The following is a 16949-nucleotide window of genomic DNA, read 5'->3' on the forward strand; positions in this document are numbered from 1 at the left end:
GGCGCGGGCAAAGTTCTGGATGGGCGTAGGGGGCGCAATGTGCAGGACGACGGGTGCAGCGCCCCCGCGCCTGGTCCAAGTACGGTCGATTAGGGGGTAAGCATGCAAGCGGAGTTTGACCGTGTCCGCACATCTATCGCGATCCTGCGGCAGTGGCTCTGCGCCTTGCTACTGCCCGTGGCCATGCTGCTCGCCGGCACGGCATGTCTGGCGCGCGATGGGCAGTTCGGACTGGCCCAGTTCAAACATACGCGCTGGACAGTCGATGACGGCGCCCCGACCGGCGTCACCGCGATTGCACAAACCCCGGACGGTTGGCTTTGGCTCGCCGCGTCGGAGGGTTTGTTCCGCTTCGACGGCGTCACGTTCGAGCGTGTGCCGCTGCCCGCCGGGTCACGGATGGAGCGCTCCTCCCCGTCCGCGCTCCTGGTTTCGCGGGCCGGCGAATTGTGGGTAGGCTTCGCGCAGAACGGCGGTGTTGCGGTCTACCGCAGAGGCATGCTGCATGCGGTATCGATGGGTGAGCCGCCTTCCCGAATACTGGGCTTCTCCCAGACATCCGACAAGGCGATTTGGGCTGTGGCGGGCGTGTCCTATCGTGACAATCGCCTGTATCGTTTGGCCCACGACCGGTTGGAACCGGTGGATGAGCGTCTTGGTCTGCCGGCGGGTTTTCCGGGCCCGCCGTGCGTAACCGCCGACGGAACCTTGTGGATCAGCCTGGAGGCGGAGCACAAGAACCTACTGGTTTCCTTGCCTCCAGACGCGGCGCGCTTTCGGATCAGCCCCGTCCGTGCAGAGATGACTGCCGCCTGCTCGGTCGATCGGGCGGGCCGGCTGTGGATTTCCGATAAGGGCGGCACGAGAATGGCGGTCGGTTCCGACGGCCAGAGCATCGCCCAACCCATCGCCCGGCCCATCGCCTACCCCGCAGTTCCCAACTCCGAACGCACCGCCTTGGCATTCGACCCTGTCGGCGGGCTATGGGGAAGCACCAATTCGGTCGGGATCTTCTACGTTGCAGATGCGGGCACAGTGCATCGCACGGCCGCTTCGCCGCTTGAGCGATTTATGGCTGCCGACGGCCTTACGTCGGACGTGGTCCGCAAACCGTTCGTCGATCGGGAAGGCAATATCTGGTTCGGGAGCGAGCTGGGCCTCGACCGGTTTCGTGTGGCGAGCGCTGTGCGGGAATCGCGCATGAAAGGCGACCCTGGCTTGGGTTTCGCCATGAGCGCCTCGGAAGATGAGATCTTCGTGTCGACCGATCACGCGGTCTACCAGATCACGCCCGCAGGTCCTCGAAAAGTCCTTGATGGCGGGCTCCTGGGCATATGCCCGGCGAATGGCGGCGGGTTCTGGGGCGTGCTGGATTCCAGGATCACCCATTGGCGCAGCGGCGTGCGGTCGGTCTTGACTTCGCCGCCAGGGGAAGCGCTGATCGGAACCTGTGCTCAGGACCGTTCCGGCCGCCTCTGGGTCGGGATCATGCCCGGCGACGCGATGTGGCATGATGCCAGCGGGTGGCACCGCCTCAGCAAGTCCGGACCGGTAATGCAGGAGCCGGATCTCGTCGTCACCCCGGCCGGCGACGTCGCTTATGTGGCGTCCAAAGCCCTTGTCCGGCTGAACAGCGACGGTGCGACGACGACCGACCTGACCCGCTACGACCTTGGAACCATAAGCAAGATTGCCGTCGGCCGTAGCGACATCTTTATCAGCGGTAACAACGGCCTTTTGCGAATTCGGGGGAACCGCATCACGCGCATCGATGCACGGCGTTTTCCCTGGGTCGCCCGGCTGAGGGGACTTGTCCAGACATCGCGCGGCGAAACCTGGATGCGGAGCAATCATTCCATTTCCCAGGTTGCCACTGCCGCCCTGGATCGCGCATTCGAGGATCCGCGCGCGCCACTTCCCCGCAGATACTATGATTTGCGCGATGGGCTCAGCCCTTCCCAGAACGCGGCGTACCCCGGCCCGCAACTCGGCGTTGGCAGCGATGGAAGGCTCGTGCTGCTAGAGCGTCCCGGCGTGTCTTACATCGATGCTTCCAAGCTCGGGAATGACGTATCGCCCCCGCCAGTCGTGATCCGTTCGCTCTCAAGCGGGGGGAAGGTCTACCGCGATCCCGCAAGGCTGACCCTGCCCGCCGGCACCCACTCCCTGGACATCGGTTATGCGGGCCTGAGCCTGGCGGCGCCACATCGCATCCAGTTCCGCTACCGCCTCGAAGGCGTTGACGACGACTGGGTTCTGCCTGGCACGCGAAGACTGGCTTCCTATGCCAATCTTGGTCCCGGCGTGTATCGCTTCATCGTGAGCGCGGCGGGCAGCGACGGCCTGTGGAATGCCCATGGGGCGACGCTCGACATAGAAATTCCGCCAACTTTTGTGCAAAGCTGGCCTTTCAAAGTCATCTGCGGGCTGATCGTACTTGGCTTCCTCTGGCTGGCTTATGCGCTGCGGTTGCGCGCTGTCGCCAGGCGCATCCGCATGCGCATGGCCGAGCGGGTCGAGGAGCGCGAGAGGATTGCCCGCGATCTTCACGATACGCTGCTTCAATCGGTGCAGGCGTTGACGCTACGGTTTCAACTGGTGGTCGACGAACTTCCGATCGAGGAACGCGCTCGCCCCGCACTGGAAGCAGCGATCGATCGCGCGGATCAGGTCATTGCCGAGGGTCGCGATAGGGTCAAGGAACTGCGGCTAGCCAGGGACGGTAACGATATCGAGGAAATTATGACCGATCTGGTCCTGCAGCAGGGCTTCGATCCACAGACCGCCCCGTCGATCGAGACGGTAGGAACACCGCGCGCCCTGGATCCGTTGGCGCTTGACGAAATCGCGCGCATCGCCGGGGAGGCAATATTCAACATCCGGCGCCATGCCCAGGCTACGCGTATCGCCATAGAAGTCCGCCATCAATTCAACTTCGCCATCTCGTTTGCCGACAACGGCGTGGGGATCGACCCAGACGTCATCGAAGCAGGCGCTAGAGACGGCCATTTCGGCCTGCCCGGCATGCGTGAACGCGCGCGGAAGCTGGACGGCGATCTTGTCATTCGCCGCATCGCCGAGGGCGGCACCCAGGTGCTGCTCGCCATACCCGGCAGGATCGCGTATAAAACTCAGGGGCCCAACTGGTTTTCGCGCTGGTGGAAGTCATTGACGCGGCCGTCCGGGGACCTGGCGACATGATCCAAGTGCTGATCGTCGATGACCATCCGATCGTCCGGGAGGGCATTACGGCGCTGATCGAGCGCCAACCCGATATGATCGCCGTGGGCGAGGCAGCGAATGGCGAGGAGGCAGTCGAGCGCTTTACCGCGCTGCTGCCCAATGTAGTCCTGATGGACGTCCAGATGCCTGGCATGGACGGCATCGCCGCCGTGGAGGCCATTCGACGTGTATCGGCGGGGGCGGCAATCCTGATGCTCACCACCTACCCCGGCGACGCGCAAGCCGTCCGCGCGATACGGGCCGGAGCGGCGGGCTATCTGCTGAAGAACAGTATCCGAAAGGAATTGCTGGACGCGATCCGCTCTGTGCATGCGGGCCGCCGGACGATTAGCCCGGACATCGCTCATGCCCTTGCCGTCCATGCACTGGATGAACAACTGAGCGAGCGTGAGCTGGCGATCCTGCGGCGGTTGGCCGAAGGCCAATCCAACAAACAGATCGCCTGGCACCTTGGCGTCTCGACGGACACGATCAAAGCCAACCTGAAGCAACTCTTCGCCAAGCTAGGGGTAGACGATCGCACGCATGCCGTCACGGTAGCGGCACGGCGTGGTTTCATCGAGCGCTAGCTCCTCGGGGAGAGGCATTCTCAAGCTACCCGCCCACTCCTCTGGTGATGCAAGCCGCGATCCGGCCCTGATATGCTGCAACTCCAGCCGGATGGCTTCGACGGTATCAATCAAACCCGCTATTCGTTCTGCCATGACCGTGGCACCGTCGCCGCCTTCGGCCAGGCAAGTCGAGGGCCGTACCGGCGCGATGAAGCGGTAGCCCCGGCCCACAACTGTTGCGATGTATCGCGGCGTAGCATGACTTTCCCCAAGCGCGCGGCGCAGGCTCGCCATAGTGACTTTGAGGTTGGCGGCATCGACGAAGGTCGTTGGCCAGACGCAGGAAACGAGTGCATCCTTGTCGACCAGCTCGCCGGCTCGTTCCACCAACGCCGTGAGAAGGTCGAGCGCCCGACCGCCGATCCGCACGGGCTTCCCATGGCTGAGCAGCAATTGCCGCTCCGGCTCTAAGACGAAGTGCCCGAAAGCGAAGGAGCGGGAGGTGGAAAGGTCGCCCTCGCCCATGAGCGTGGCCGAAATCCGGACAGCGGCGATCGACATCGATTGACCTTCCTGCTGTGCCTCGCGAGGCATCCATCCCGCGCCCGCCTCCGCGCAGTGCAAGCGTGGGTGACGGCCGATACCCGGTTTTAGCGCGATGAATGCCGCGGCGCGCGCCCCGTCTGGGCCGTGCTTGATACCCAATCGGGTAATTGCTTCATTTTGCCGGGGCGGGAGGTTAAAACGTTAGCAACGGTCATATCAAACCATCACGTTGGAAAGCAGACCCTTGCTCCATTGGTTGCTGCGCAAATTGTGCTGCACTGCGCAGCGCGCACAGCGAAGGTTATCGTTCCACAAGTCCCCCGACATTTGCGAGTTCAAAGGGTTAGCTGAAGGGCAGATTCGTAAAATCTCCGGTGATTATCTGCCGTTTCGGAAACGCCAACAATGCAGCCGTCAGCGGAAGGCTTAGGAGAAACATCCGAGGGCCAAATCAGAACATGCCCGCGTAAACCGGATATGCCGATTTAACCTTAACTTGGTTGTCAGCACGAACCAAAAGGAACGCGAAATATAAATCCGTGGTAGAATTCAACCTATATAATGCAAATTGATTGCCGTGGCGACGATCCACTCCCACAAGAGAAAGATTGCCGGGATAAAAACGCTGGTCAGTCAATGCGGCGCACTTTTGGATTTGCGGGTCGAATAGCGCGCTATCGGATCTCGAAATTTTCGTCGGAGAAAAATCTGCAACGTTAAACTGTCGAGCTTCCAAAGCAGTTGGAAATCCATCGCAAGATATTTGAGTACATCCGGCTTGAAAAAGCACCAATGCCATCAGGAGAAATGTCGCACATAGATCGGGCGGACCTAATTCTCGTATTTTCGTAATCATTCCCAATTATTCCCTGCTACCAGCACCTCATGCCTTTCGCCTGCGAGTCTTCGCGCAATTCGACTGCCAAAGCCGCCAAGAAGCAGGATGCGCGTCACAGGATGCGGCGAGCCTGTTCCGGGGTCGGTATCCAGCAAGCAGATCTCCGTCCAAACAGCCTGTACCGATGCCGCGCAACCCAACGATAGACAGGATCACGTACCCAGCGCGGAATGAACCGCAATAGCGCCATCGCGTTCCAGGGGCGATCCAGTCCCGCCCATATGGCTAGAACGGCGTCGCTGTTCCGCAAGGCTCTGTCGCCCTCTACTACGATCAATGTTTCCGGATTGGCAGGGTCGATTCCGAACCGACGGTAGAGTGCGGCCCCGACGTCACCCTGCATGGACGCGAGCCGAAAGCGTCCGGCCCGGTCGTGCCCCATCACGAAAGCGGCATTCGCAGAACAGAGCACGCACATCGCGTCGAAAACGATGATCGGACAGTCACTGCTGCTCGCAATGGCGGTCACGCCGCTTCCACCAAAGGCGCTGCAACATGAAAGGCTTTATCCAGCCCTAGTGGCAGTAGCGGGTTTCCAACCAGCCCGCTCACCATTGATGCCTGTATCGCGGTGGCCGGCCAAAGCTTCGACAGGGGACCGACCAAACGGTCGCGGATCAACGGCACGAAGCGGCTGTCGGATTGATAGACCGGAGTGAATAGCGCAGTGAGCCATTGATAAGTCAGAACATGCCGGCGGCGTAGCCGGATGCCCTGCCGAACGCCCGCATCGACGCTGTCCTCCTGGCCCAGGCCTTGGGCGAGGGCCCAGGCGTCGAGCAATGCCATGTTGGCCCCTTGCCCAAGCTGAGGACTGGCGGAATGCCAAGCATCACCGATATGCGCCAGCGCCGGCTCCGCCGGCGCGGCCAAGGTCCGATGCGCATAGCGCGCGAAGGTCAATTGGTTCGGGTCATGGATCTGGTCGAGCAGTGTCTCGCAATCTGGCCAGAGCGCCGCCACTTCGGCCTTCCACGGCGCCAGTCCAGCCTCGCGCCACGCGTCCAATCGATCCGCCCGGAGCGACCAGAAGAAGGCCGCCTTCGGCGTCGTAGCTCCAGGCGGTATGCCGATAGGCAGGACACCCGCCATTTTGCTAGCCCAAGCATAGCGCTGCGCCAGGGTGTGGGGATCGAAGGTCGCGTCCGAAGGCCAGTCGAGGCTGGCCCATAGCGCTCCATAGGTCAGTTCCCGCCCGGTAGGCGGGGCGAGCGGCGTCCACGTGCCCAGCGCGTCGATAACGAGGTCATAGGGCGCGCTTGTTTGGCCATCGGAAAAGTGCAGCGCGCGTTTCTTTCCAAGGAGCGCGCTCCCAGCCAGGGTCCGCCCGGAATGAACGGGTATACCGGCTCGCAGGACGGCTTCATGAAGGATCGCGAACAGGCTGGCGCGATGAATGCCGATGCCAAAGGTGGCCGCACCGCGCATGGCCGCATAATGCACGTCAAGTACGACCCGCTTGCCCGCCATCCCGAACAGCCGATCGACGCGCGAGCCCCGTGCCAAAGCCGCATCAAGCAAGCCGAGTTTGGCGAGAACCGCCATTCCCGTTGGCTGCAGCATCAATCCGGAACCGATGGGTTGTGGTGCCTTAAACCGTTCGAACAAGCTAACTTGATGCCCGCCGCGGTGAAGCAATAAAGCTGCTGCCAATCCGCATGGCCCGCAGCCGGCGATCGCGATGTCCAGTCCCCGCATACTTGCTCTCTACCCGACGATATGGCGCCGTCCAATAGGTCGTCATCGCATGCCGGCATTTGCGACGCCGAAAATTCAGCCCAACTCCGCCCAGCTCGAATGGGGCCCACTCGCTCATAGACGCGACATGCCTGCCTATGTTGGCCTGCCTATGTTGGAACGTCGGTTCCGCCCCATAGCGGAGGTCTGGTCACGGCGTCGCAAACGACCGACTTGGGCCGCGGCCTGACGATGCCGCCCTGCCCCGCCAAGGGCTTCCGCCGACGTAACCGACTTTCGCCAATCCGAAGTCGTTACCCGGACGCTGCCATACGTTCAGCCGCTCGATCGCCGGAAAAATATGTCGTGAAACATTTTACGGCTTCAAGATTCAGGCGTGGAAGCAGGGCCGCTCATGGGGACGCTTTCCGCGCAGTTGTTCGAGCCAAACTGCGTTAAAGCCTTGGCATCCAAGCCCCGCCGGGCCCGCACATGCCTTAAACCATACAATAAAAAGAGTTTTCCGGATCAAGCGCCGATTGGGGCCGGGCGGCTCTCTCCAAGAGAGCCGCCCGGTCACTCAAAAGCGGAAGCTGACGCCTGCGCCGAGCACGCGCGGATCGTTCACGAAAGCAGTCAGGTTGTTGAAGTCAATCGCGCCGATGACGTTCGACTCGTTGGTGATGTTGCGGCCGAACACGAAGACGTCCACCGCGTCGGAGGGCGAACGCCAGCCGATGCGCGCGCCCCCTTCGAAGTTGGTGCCGACGTGGAATTCGGTCGCGTCGTAGAGGAACAGGTTGAAGTCCTTCTGCGCGACCCAGTCGGTCTGGGCATAGAGCTTGCTGCCGCTCGCCAGTTCATACGTGTACGATGCGTTGAAGTTGAACAGCCAGCGCGGCGCCTGCGGGAACGGATTGCCGTCAATCGAGGCGCGGCGCGTGGTGCCGACGTTCACGATCGGATCACGCACCGTGCAGGCCGCACCGCAGAAGGCGACCAGAAGATCTGGATCATCGATCTTGGTGAAGTTGTAGGAAATGCCGCCGTTGAACTGGAGGCCGCGCACCGGGATGGCAGTGGCTTCGAACTCAACGCCGCGTCCCTTGCCACGCTTTGCGTTGATCAGCTGGTTGAAGTTGCCCTGGCCGCCGATCGCGGTGAACTGGGGATCCTTGAGATCGTAGATGTAGCCGGTGAGATCGACGCGAAAGCGGTTGTCCGGTGTCGCGGCCTTGATGCCCGCTTCATAGGATGTGATCGTTTCGGAATCCGCCGTCGTCAGGATGTTGGAGGTCGCAATACGGCCCTGAATCGAGGGACCGCGATAGCCATGGGCGATACGGCCGAACAGGCTGACCTGCGGGCTGAAGCGATAGAGCGCGCTGACGTCCCAGCTCGGCTGCTTGTCACCGACATGGCGCGAATCCGCGAAAGGCGCGCCCAGCGTGCGGGCGGCCTCCAGGTCGCGCTGGTCGCGGGTCCAGCGGGCGCCGCCGGTCAGACGGAGACGGTCCGTGACGTCATAATGGACCTGACCGAAGACCGACCAACTGTCGCTCTTCTGGTTGAGCTGGGAGATCACCGTCGGATCCAAACCGCCGGTGCCGTTCCACGACGCCGAGATCAGCTCGAAATTCTCGTGCCAGTAGAACGCGCCGACCTGCCAGCCGAAACGGGTTTCGCCGTTGCTGGCAAGGCGGACTTCGTAAGTCTGCTGGTCGAGGTCGCTGGAAAGCGTGCCGGTTTCCGAATTGAAGGGGATGGTGCCGCTGCCTGCGGTGGTGCCGAGCACGCCGCCGTCGATGTCGCCACGGCCCGAACTGCTGCCCTGATAGGCAGAGACGATCGCGGTCAGCGTTGCGCCGCCGAAGTCGTAATCGACATGGAGCGCTTCGGAAGTGGTGTCCTGCGCCTGCGGGTTGTTGCGGCCGCCGTCGTAATAGACGGTATCGCGGTCATAGCGGTCGTTGAGCTTGTTCGAGCCGGTCGTCAGCACGTTGGCGCGGTTAAGCGTGCCGGTGCCGCGATAGGAACGGGCCTGAAGGGTCAACAGGACCGAAAGGCGGTCATCCGGCTTCCAAAGCGCATGGATACGGCCGGCCACGTCGTCGAACCCGCCAAGGTCCTTGCCCTGCTTGGTGAAGGAGGCGTCATAGGCGTTGTTCACCCAGTCCTCACGGTGGTTGGCAAGGCCCGCCACGCGAAGCGACAGCGTGCTGGAAACCGGGATGGTTGCGCCCACTTCGGCGCGGATCGTGCCGAGTTCACCCACGGTGAACTGCGCCTGGCCTTCCTGGTGGTCACCCGGGCGGCGGGTATCCATCTTGACGACACCGGCGGTAGTGTTGCGGCCGAACAGCGTGCCCTGCGGCCCCTTGAGCACTTCCACGCTGTCGAGGTCGAACAGCGGGAAGCCCTTCAGGTAGACGTTTTCGAGCACCACGTCGTCCAGCACGACGGACACCGGCTGCGAAGCGTTGAAGTCGAAGTCCACGTTGCCAAGGCCGCGGATGTAAAGGCGCGGCGCGTAGCGACCGTTCGAGCTTTCGACGTAAAGGCTGGGCGTGCGGCCCGCCAGCGAGAGAATGTCGGCGCCGCCTTCGGAGACGGCGCTGATCTTGTCGCCGCTGAGCACCGAGACGGCGATCGGCACGTCGCGAATGTTTTCCGGACGACGCTGGGCGGTGACGACGATGTCGGCGGCAACCTCGCCAGCTTCCGGCGTGGCATTCTGGGCCAGGGCCGGCGTCGCGCCGACCAGAAGCGCGGGCACACCGGCCAGCAGACATGTCTTCATCTTCATCATTGCAACCCTCGCATGCGACCGGTGCATGACGTGGCGCCCCGCCCACGTGCCGGGCAAGGTCAGCAGGATCAACCTCGCACCGGCTTCCTTCTGAAGCGGCGGCCCTTAAGGCTCGATTGTGACATTTCCGATAAATTTCTTCCGTCATTCCACAAGAAATCGTAACCGGGGCACGTGTTTACGAAAACTATGACATTTTTGCGACATTCCGCCGTCGCCGCCCTCGCCTGTGCCGCCCCCCTCTCGGCCGATGCCGCATCAAGGGCGTTCGACGTCGTCCCGCTCGGGGTTGAGGGAGGCGTTGTCGAAGGCTCTACCTCGGCCTGGTTCATCGCACGCCGCGGTCAGGAGCAGGGACTTGCCTGCGACGCCGGCACTCTCGTGCCCGGAATTCGCGCGGCGATTGCAAAGGGCGGCTTTCCAACCGGAACGCGGCCGAGCGATGTGCTGCATCGTCGGATCGGCGCCTACCTGATCACGCACCCCCACCTCGACCATGTGGCCGGGCTGGTGATGGTCTCGCCCGATGACAGCCCGAAGCCGATCTTCGCCCTGCCGGACGTCAACGCAGCGCTCGCAGCGGACTATTTCAACTGGAGTGCATGGCCCAACATGGGCGATCGCGGACGCCCCCCTCTGCTGGGACGCTATCACTACCAGGATCTGACGCCGGGTGCGCCCCCCGTTCCCGTCGAACAATCGGGCCTGACCGTCACTGCCTTTCCGCTCTCGCACAGTGGAGCGCTGTCGACTGCTTTCCTCATCCGTGCCGGGGAAGAGGCCCTGTTGTGCATGGGCGACACGGGGCCGGATGCCGTTGAACACTCGGCGCGACTGACCTCGCTTTGGCAAGCCGTCGCCCCGCTTGTTCGCGCCGGGCACTTGCGGGCCATCATCATCGAAACCTCTTACCCGGATCCCCGCAAGGACGCGGAATTGTTCGGGCACTTGACGCCGAGCTGGCTCAAACGGGAACTCGCGCGGCTCGGCGATCTGGTCGGTGAGCCAGCCAAGATGGCAGGCCTTCCAGTCGTAATCGGGCACATCAAGCCATCGGTCGATGGCGGACCGCAGAACGTCGAAGCGATCAAACGTCAACTTAGCGAAGGAGACGGCCCGCCGGTTCGCTACATCATCGCCGAACAGGGCCGGAGCTTAGCGTTCTGATTCAGCGGCAAAAATCCCGATATCCGAACGACCGTTTGGCAATCGGGCCCTTACGGAATGTCCGTGCAGTGACCGTCATCGAAAATCGACTCCAGAGGCAGACCGAACACTCTTCCGATGGCGAAGGCGAGCGACAGTGAGGGGTCATTCCTTGCGTTTTCGATCAGGTTGATGGTCTGGCGCGAAGTGCCAACCAGCATCGCAAGACCTGCCTGCGTGAGCCCGCGTTCATTGCGAAGTTCTCGCAGCCGGTTATGCAAAGTTCGCTCCCCGTTTTCGGAACAGGTCTCATTCAATGGCGGGCGTGTGGCTTGTCGGCGCCCGGTCGCCAGAACATCACGAAGCCAAACATGCTCAGCATGGCAAGACTGAACCACGTCGCGGCATAGCTCAGGTGATTGTTGGGAAATGCCACAACTGTCAAACCGCCACGGGGCCAGCTTTCGGCGATGGGCGAGGCATCGGCATCGATAAAGTAAGGGGCGGTAGGAGGCAGCCGCCGGGCGCTGGCGATGGCGGCGATATCGCGCGAATACCATCGGTTTTCACTCGGCTGGTTCGCGCGCAAAAGGCGGCCCTTCGGCTCCGACATGCGCAGCAGCCCGGTGATGCGAACAGGGCCTGAAGCGGGCGCTGCCAGACGCGATCGCTGCGCGACGAAGCGGTCGGGCACGAAGCCCCGGTTGACGAGGATGACGGTGCCGTCCGCTATCTCCAGCGGCGTCATCACCCAATAGCCTGTGCCCATTTCCGTCGCGGTCTGCACCAGCGTTTCGCGGTCATGGAGGAAGCGGCCGGTTACGACGACATGGCGGTACTGGTCCTTGGCCGCGGAAACGCCACCCCACTCGGGAAGCCCTGGTGGGGAAGCCGGCACGGCATGAACGCGGCTTTCCACCGCCTCGATCAATGCCAGCTTCCAGACGCGGCGCTCAAGCTGCCAGACCCCGAGCACCGCGAAGGCAGCGGCAGCGAACAGGGAAATGGCAAGCATCATGATTCGCTTGCGGTTCGAAGTTCGCTGCACGGTGCAATCCACTTGGCTCAGTGAACCGAGCCGTCCATCGGACCGCCCGGCATCGGCATCATGTTCGCGTTGAGGTGGTACATGACCCAGATCGATCCGGCGATCGTCAGCACGACGATGATCGTCGTGAACAGGAACGCCAGCAGCGTCCAGCCACCCTCCGACCGTGTATCGAGGTGGAGGAAACACAGCACGTGGACGACGATCTGAATGAACCCGAGCGCGAAGATGATCGGCGCGATGATGCCCCGGTCGGGCAGCACGTTGGTCATCACCAGCAGGAACGGGATCGCCGTCAGCACGATGGAGAGGATGGAGCCGGCGCGATAGGCGGCCCGGCTGCCATGAGAGCCGCCATGACCACCGGAGTGGCTATGGGTTACGGGGTGCGAGGAGGTGCTCAACGGATCACTCCATACAGATAGACGAAGGTGAAGACCCCGATCCAGATGATGTCGAGGAAGTGCCAGAACATCGAAAGGCACATCACGCGGCGCTTCATCGCCTCGCCCAGGCCCTGTGAGCCAAGCTGGATCAGCAGCGTGCAGATCCAGATCAGGCCGACGGTGACGTGCGCCCCGTGCGTGCCCACCAGTGCGAAGAAGGCAGAAAGGAACGCGCTGCGGTCCGGCCCGGCGCCTTCGGCGATCAAGTGCGAGAACTCATAGAGTTCCACGCCCACGAAAGCCGCGCCCAGCAGGCCGGTAATCGCCAGCCAGAAACGCGTCGGCCCCACCCGGCCCGCTTCCATATGCGGGATCGCCTGACCGAAGGTAATCGACGACGCCAGCAGGAACGCGGTGTTGAGCGCAACCAGAGGCAGATCGAAAATCTGCCGTGGCCCCGGTCCGCCTGCGAAGGCGGTGCTCACCACGCCGAACATGGCGAAGAGCGAGGCGAAAATGAGCGCATCGCTCATCAGGTAGATCCAGAAACCAAGCCCGGTGGGGCTGGCGGGGTGTTCCTCCTCCGCGAGGTGCCAGATTACCGGCTCCTCGCGGGCGATCATCACATGTTCGGTCATGGTCAGGCTCCCGCGCCGAGCGACAGGCGCCGCTTGGCTTCGGTTTGGGCGACTTCGTCCCTAGGGACGGTATAGTCGCGCTTGAAGTTGAAGGTGTGGCCAATGGCGGTGGCAAGCAGGCCCGCGAAGGCAATCGCGGCGAGCCACCAGATGTACCAGATCATCGCAAAGCCAAGCACGGTGGCAAGGCCTGCCAGGATCACGCCGGCCCCAGTGTTCTTCGGCATGTGGATCGGCTGGAAGCCCGAAGCCGGACGGCGGTAGCCGCGCGTCTTCATATCGTGCCAGGCGTCAAGGTCGTGGACCACCGGCGTCATCGCGAAGTTGTAGGCCGGCGGCGGCGAACTGGTCGACCATTCGAGCGTACGGCCACCCCAGGGATCGCCGGTGGTGTCGGCCAATTCCTTGCGCTTCACGAAGCCCATGACAATGCTCATCACGAAGCCGAGCACGCCGATCAGGATGACCACGGCACCGATCAGCGCCACCACGAAGTAGGGCTGGATGCTGGGATCGTCGAAGTGGCTCACGCGGCGCGTGTTGCCCATCAGGCCGACGATGTAGATCGGCGTCCAGGCCAGCCAGTAGCCGATCACCCAGCCCCAGAAGCCAACCTTGCCCCACCACGGGTCAAGCTTAAAGCCGAAGGCCTTGGGGAACCAGTAGACCATGCCGGCAAAGAGGCCGAAGACGACGCCGCCGATGATCGTGTTGTGGAAGTGGGCGACGAGGAACAGCGAGTTGTGGAGCACGAAGTCCGCCGGCGGAATGGCCAGTAGAACGCCGGTCATGCCACCGACCACGAAGGTGATCATGAAGGCGACCACCCACATCATCGGCACGTCGTAGCGGATGTCGCCCTTGTACATGGTGAACAGCCAGTTGAAGACCTTGGCGCCGGTGGGGATGGCGATCACCATCGTCGCGATGCCGAAGAAGCTGTTGACCGAAGGACCGGCACCCATCGTGAAGAAGTGGTGCAGCCAGACGAGGTAGGAGAGGATGGTGATAACGACGGTGGCGTAGACCATCGAGGTGTAGCCGAACAGGCGCTTGCCGGTGAAGGTGGAAGTGATCTCAGAATAGATGCCGAAAGCGGGCAGGACCAGGACGTAGACTTCCGGGTGCCCCCAGATCCATACCATGTTCCAGTACATCATCGGCGCGCCGCCGAGTTCGTTGGTGAAGAAGTGCGTGCCGGCATAACGGTCCAGCATGAGCAGGAAGAAGGCGGCAGTCAGGGCCGGGAAGATGGCGATGGCCAGGACGTTGGAACAGAGCGCAGTCCAGGTGAAGACGGGCATCTTCATCATGGTCATGCCCGGCGCGCGCATCTTGACGATGGTGGCAACCATGTTGATCGCCGAAAGCGTGGTGCCGACGCCTGCGATCTGGAGCGACCACAGGTAATAGTCGACCCCGGTGTCGGGACTATAGGCCAGTTCCGCCAAGGGGGCGTAGGACAGCCAGCCGGTGCGCGCGAATTCGCCGACGAACAGCGAGATCATCGTCAGCACCGCGCCCGAAACCGTCAGCCAGAAGCTGAGGTTGTTCAGGAACGGAAAGGCCACGTCGCGCGCACCGATCTGGAGCGGCATGACGAAGTTGATCAGGCCCACCACCAGCGGGATCGCCACGAAGAAGATCATGATCGTGCCGTGCGCGGTGAAGATCTGGTCGTAGTGCGATGGCGGCAGGTAGCCGGGGTTGGATCCGAAGGCGATCGCCTGTTGCAGGCGCATCATCAAGGCGTCGGCAAAGCCCCGCAGCAGCATGATGATGCCCAGGATGATGTACATGATGCCGATCTTCTTGTGATCGACGCTGGTGAACCACTCCTTCCAGAGATAGCCCCACAGCCCGAAGCGCGTCACCGCCCCGACCACGCCGAGCCCGAGCAACACGACGACGATGAAAGTGCCGAGCAATATCGGCTCGTGAAAGGGTAAGGACTCCCAACTCAGGCGTCCGAACACGGTTTTTGCTAGCGTGTCTGTCATGATGGTTCCGATAGGGCGAGGTCAGGCCCGCTCTGTGCGCAAGGCGCCAGGGAGCACTGGAGTATCGTTGGTTGAGATCTTGGGATCGCGTGATCCGGCCGGTTCGGCCTGCTTTTCAGGTTGGGCATCAGCGGCCTTGGGGACCAGCTTGCCGTCCTTGTCGTCACAAGTCGCGGCGCGTTCGCCCATGTGCATCTTGCCAGCCAGCATATCGCGCCGCATGACGTCGATCATGCAGGGCTTGCCGGGTTCGGCGCAGGCATTGACGATGCGGTCGAACAGGCCGGCCTGAACCGAGGAATAGCGCACCACCGGCGCCTTCTGGCTGGGCTTGGCAAGCGCGAGGTAGGTCTGCGTCGAAAGCGGCGTGCCCTTGGCCTTCGCCTCCGCAACCCAATTCTCGAACCCGGCCTTGGTGACGCCGCGCAGCTTGAAACGCATGTCCGAATAGCCGGCGCCGGTGTAGTTGCCCGAATAGCCCCAGCTGTCGCCGGTCTTGTTGAGCACGGCGTTCAGTTCCGAGCGCATCGTCGGCATCGCGTAGATCATGCCGGCCAGCGTCGGCGCGGAGAAGGTGTTGAACTGATCTGTAGAGGTGATCGAGAAGCGCACCGGCACGTCCACCGGCAGCGCCAGTTCGTTGACGGTGGCGATGCCAAGGTCGGGGTAGATGAACAGCCACTTCCAATCGAGCGCGACGACCTGAACGTTGAGCGGCTTGGTGCCCGCGGGGATTGGCTTGCCCGGGGCGATGCGTTCGAGCGGGCGAAAAGGATCCAGCTGGTGCGTGCTGGTCCAGGTAACGGCCCCCAGCACGGTGATGATGGCAAGCGGGCAGGCCCAGATAACCAGTTCCAGCGTGGTCGAATGGTGGAATTCGGGATCGTAGTCCTTGTTCGGATTGCCGCGACGGTATTTCCAAGCGAAAGCGACGGTGAGTGCGATTACCGGCACGATGATCAGTAGCATCAATCCCAGTGACAGCAGGATGAGGTTGCGCTGCTGCATGGCGATATCGCCGGTCGGGTTCATGACGACCATGTCGCAGCCACCCAACAGCATGGGCAGCATCGTGACCGGAAGGCACAGGGCCCGGCGAGGGTGTCTCGATTTTGGCGGTTGCATGCGCGAGGCGGTACGCCCGTTTCGGCACGAAGAGTTTGATATCGATCAATATTACAGGGTGGTTTCGATCATTTAGTTGGGTGAATGCATGGTTTGATCGGGGTCAATGCGGGGGCCGCATCCGACTATAAACCCGCCCGCCATGGAGCATTTCGCAATCGCCCGTCGGTCCTCGCCACGCCCTGCAAAGTCCGTTCTGATAGAAGTATGGGAAATAACGGAGCTGGTCGCCGATCACACCCGGATACATCGCATTTGCGCCATGCTCGATGCCTCCGCTCACCGCGCGAACCTTTCCGCGACTGACAGAGCCGAAATCGCCCAAGAAGTTGAAAACGCGTTCGATATGCGAATACGCGTCATCGATAGCGTTCTGAGCAGATTATTCGGACCGAGGCCCGAAGGCTTCGAGGATTCCATCCTCGCAAAGCTACTGCGAAGGCAGATCCACGATGCCCTGGATGCCAAGAACCTCAGCGAGGCCTTGATCCTTGCGGACGACCCGCCGAACACGGCAACGCTCGTCGAGATGCTGATCGAAATGGAAGCCTCCGTCCAGCATACGCTGCATCTGGAAGTGCTTGCACTGCTGATGCTGCTTGCGGATCGGCTAACACTGCCCGCACGTCATTCCCTTGAACAACTGCTGCTTTTCAAGAGATGAGCCGCTGGTAAGGGGCCTCCATGGAAGCGGTCGATCATGCACCGCGGCACCCGCTGGAAGCGCGCTGACTAGCCGACAACCGGGGCTGCGCCTTCCTGCCTGATCGGTTTCACGGACCGGCTACGGGCTGATGACGATTCCAAGGTCCGGGAACGTTGCGAATGGCCGCCGACACAGGGGCAATATTGCAGTGCAGCATGAGATTGCCCGGAAGGCAG

16 protein-coding genes are annotated in these 16949 nt (G+C 62.2%); 4 read left to right on the top strand and 12 right to left on the bottom strand.

What is annotated here, in order from left to right; all coding sequences use genetic code 11:
• The first annotated feature begins 102 nt into the window (after positions 1-102).
• Together WBP07_RS24945 and WBP07_RS24950 are read left to right on the top strand one after the other, a co-directional pair.
• Positions 103-3201, top strand: coding sequence for a triple tyrosine motif-containing protein (locus tag WBP07_RS24945; protein ID WP_395397777.1), 3099 nt, complete (start codon positions 103-105; stop codon positions 3199-3201).
• A complete protein-coding gene (locus tag WBP07_RS24950) occupies positions 3198-3812 on the top strand; it encodes a response regulator (RefSeq protein WP_395397778.1) in 615 nt (204 codons plus the stop codon). Before WBP07_RS24945 ends, WBP07_RS24950 begins: the two co-directional genes overlap by 4 nt.
• Here the strand turns inward: WBP07_RS24950 and WBP07_RS24955 are convergent.
• From WBP07_RS24955 to WBP07_RS24980, 6 genes are all read right to left on the bottom strand, one after another.
• The gene (locus WBP07_RS24955) at positions 3747-4355 is read right to left on the bottom strand and encodes a transcriptional regulator (RefSeq protein ID WP_395397779.1); all 609 of its coding nucleotides are present in this window, start codon (positions 4353-4355) and stop codon (positions 3747-3749) included. The genes WBP07_RS24950 and WBP07_RS24955 overlap by 66 nt on opposite strands.
• A gap of 436 nt (positions 4356-4791) precedes the next feature.
• The gene (locus WBP07_RS24960; RefSeq protein ID WP_395397780.1) at positions 4792-5139 is read right to left on the bottom strand and encodes a hypothetical protein; all 348 of its coding nucleotides are present in this window, start codon (positions 5137-5139) and stop codon (positions 4792-4794) included.
• A 53-nt stretch (positions 5140-5192) separates the two neighbouring features.
• On the bottom strand, positions 5193-5333 hold the full coding sequence (locus WBP07_RS24965) for a hypothetical protein (protein WP_395398299.1): 141 nt from the start codon (positions 5331-5333) through the stop codon (positions 5193-5195).
• Positions 5291-5707: a thiol-disulfide oxidoreductase DCC family protein gene (locus WBP07_RS24970; protein WP_395397781.1), complete on the bottom strand. Its 417-nt coding sequence runs from the start codon at positions 5705-5707 to the stop codon at positions 5291-5293. Before WBP07_RS24970 ends, WBP07_RS24965 begins: the two co-directional genes overlap by 43 nt.
• A complete protein-coding gene (locus WBP07_RS24975; protein ID WP_395397782.1) occupies positions 5704-6936 on the bottom strand; it encodes an FAD-dependent oxidoreductase in 1233 nt (410 codons plus the stop codon). Before WBP07_RS24975 ends, WBP07_RS24970 begins: the two co-directional genes overlap by 4 nt.
• Before the next feature lie 559 nt (positions 6937-7495).
• Entirely contained in the window at positions 7496-9724 is a 2229-nt protein-coding gene (locus WBP07_RS24980; RefSeq protein ID WP_395397783.1) for a TonB-dependent receptor, read from the bottom strand.
• Positions 9725-9922: 198 nt separating this feature from the next.
• On the opposite strand from WBP07_RS24980, the gene WBP07_RS24985 reads away from it, so the two are divergent.
• Positions 9923-10891 (top strand): MBL fold metallo-hydrolase, encoded by a 969-nt coding sequence (locus WBP07_RS24985; protein ID WP_395397784.1) that lies wholly within the window; start codon positions 9923-9925, stop codon positions 10889-10891.
• Between the two features lie 50 nt (positions 10892-10941).
• Here the strand turns inward: WBP07_RS24985 and WBP07_RS24990 are convergent, their stop codons facing one another.
• From WBP07_RS24990 to cyoA, 6 genes are read right to left on the bottom strand one after another with little or no spacing between them, the layout of a single operon-like run.
• Complete coding sequence (locus WBP07_RS24990; RefSeq protein WP_395397785.1) at positions 10942-11151, bottom strand: helix-turn-helix transcriptional regulator; 210 nt, start codon at positions 11149-11151, stop codon at positions 10942-10944.
• Positions 11152-11183: 32 nt separating this feature from the next.
• Entirely contained in the window at positions 11184-11888 is a 705-nt protein-coding gene (locus WBP07_RS24995) for an SURF1 family protein (protein ID WP_395397786.1), read from the bottom strand.
• 47 nt (positions 11889-11935) lie between these two features.
• A complete protein-coding gene (gene cyoD, locus WBP07_RS25000; protein ID WP_395397787.1) occupies positions 11936-12322 on the bottom strand; it encodes a cytochrome o ubiquinol oxidase subunit IV in 387 nt (128 codons plus the stop codon).
• Complete coding sequence (gene cyoC / locus WBP07_RS25005) at positions 12319-12942, bottom strand: cytochrome o ubiquinol oxidase subunit III (protein ID WP_395397788.1); 624 nt, start codon at positions 12940-12942, stop codon at positions 12319-12321. Before cyoC ends, cyoD begins: the two co-directional genes overlap by 4 nt.
• A gap of 2 nt (positions 12943-12944) precedes the next feature.
• Positions 12945-14942, bottom strand: a complete 1998-nt coding sequence (gene cyoB, locus WBP07_RS25010) for a cytochrome o ubiquinol oxidase subunit I (protein WP_395397789.1) — start codon at positions 14940-14942, stop codon at positions 12945-12947.
• 21 nt (positions 14943-14963) lie between these two features.
• Positions 14964-16013, bottom strand: a complete 1050-nt coding sequence (gene cyoA / locus WBP07_RS25015; RefSeq protein ID WP_395397790.1) for a ubiquinol oxidase subunit II — start codon at positions 16011-16013, stop codon at positions 14964-14966.
• A 196-nt stretch (positions 16014-16209) separates the two neighbouring features.
• On the opposite strand from cyoA, the gene WBP07_RS25020 reads away from it, so the two are divergent.
• Positions 16210-16731 carry a hypothetical protein gene (locus WBP07_RS25020; RefSeq protein WP_395397791.1) on the top strand — a complete coding sequence of 174 codons (522 nt, stop codon included), beginning with the start codon at positions 16210-16212 and terminating at the stop codon, positions 16729-16731.
• Positions 16732-16949 lie beyond the last annotated feature (218 nt).

This window comes from Novosphingobium oxfordense (assembly GCF_044029435.1).
Taxonomy (GTDB): Bacteria; Pseudomonadota; Alphaproteobacteria; order Sphingomonadales; family Sphingomonadaceae; genus Novosphingobium.

What these genes read in the sequence shown, in the direction of transcription:
- WBP07_RS24980 (WP_395397783.1), bottom strand. Translation starts at nt 9,724, where the DNA reads ATGATGAAGATGAAGACATGTCTGCTGGCCGGTGTGCCCGCGCTTCTG.
- WBP07_RS25020 (WP_395397791.1), top strand. Translation starts at nt 16,210, where the DNA reads ATGGAGCATTTCGCAATCGCCCGTCGGTCCTCGCCACGCCCTGCAAAG.
- WBP07_RS24975 (WP_395397782.1), bottom strand. Translation starts at nt 6,936, where the DNA reads ATGCGGGGACTGGACATCGCGATCGCCGGCTGCGGGCCATGCGGATTG.
- WBP07_RS24950 (WP_395397778.1), top strand. Translation starts at nt 3,198, where the DNA reads ATGATCCAAGTGCTGATCGTCGATGACCATCCGATCGTCCGGGAGGGC.
- WBP07_RS24960 (WP_395397780.1), bottom strand. Translation starts at nt 5,139, where the DNA reads ATGGCATTGGTGCTTTTTCAAGCCGGATGTACTCAAATATCTTGCGAT.
- cyoC (WP_395397788.1), bottom strand. Translation starts at nt 12,942, where the DNA reads ATGACCGAACATGTGATGATCGCCCGCGAGGAGCCGGTAATCTGGCAC.
- WBP07_RS24945 (WP_395397777.1), top strand. Translation starts at nt 103, where the DNA reads ATGCAAGCGGAGTTTGACCGTGTCCGCACATCTATCGCGATCCTGCGG.
- cyoA (WP_395397790.1), bottom strand. Translation starts at nt 16,013, where the DNA reads ATGCTGCCCATGCTGTTGGGTGGCTGCGACATGGTCGTCATGAACCCG.
- cyoB (WP_395397789.1), bottom strand. Translation starts at nt 14,942, where the DNA reads ATGACAGACACGCTAGCAAAAACCGTGTTCGGACGCCTGAGTTGGGAG.
- WBP07_RS24955 (WP_395397779.1), bottom strand. Translation starts at nt 4,355, where the DNA reads ATGTCGATCGCCGCTGTCCGGATTTCGGCCACGCTCATGGGCGAGGGC.
- WBP07_RS24995 (WP_395397786.1), bottom strand. Translation starts at nt 11,888, where the DNA reads ATGATGCTTGCCATTTCCCTGTTCGCTGCCGCTGCCTTCGCGGTGCTC.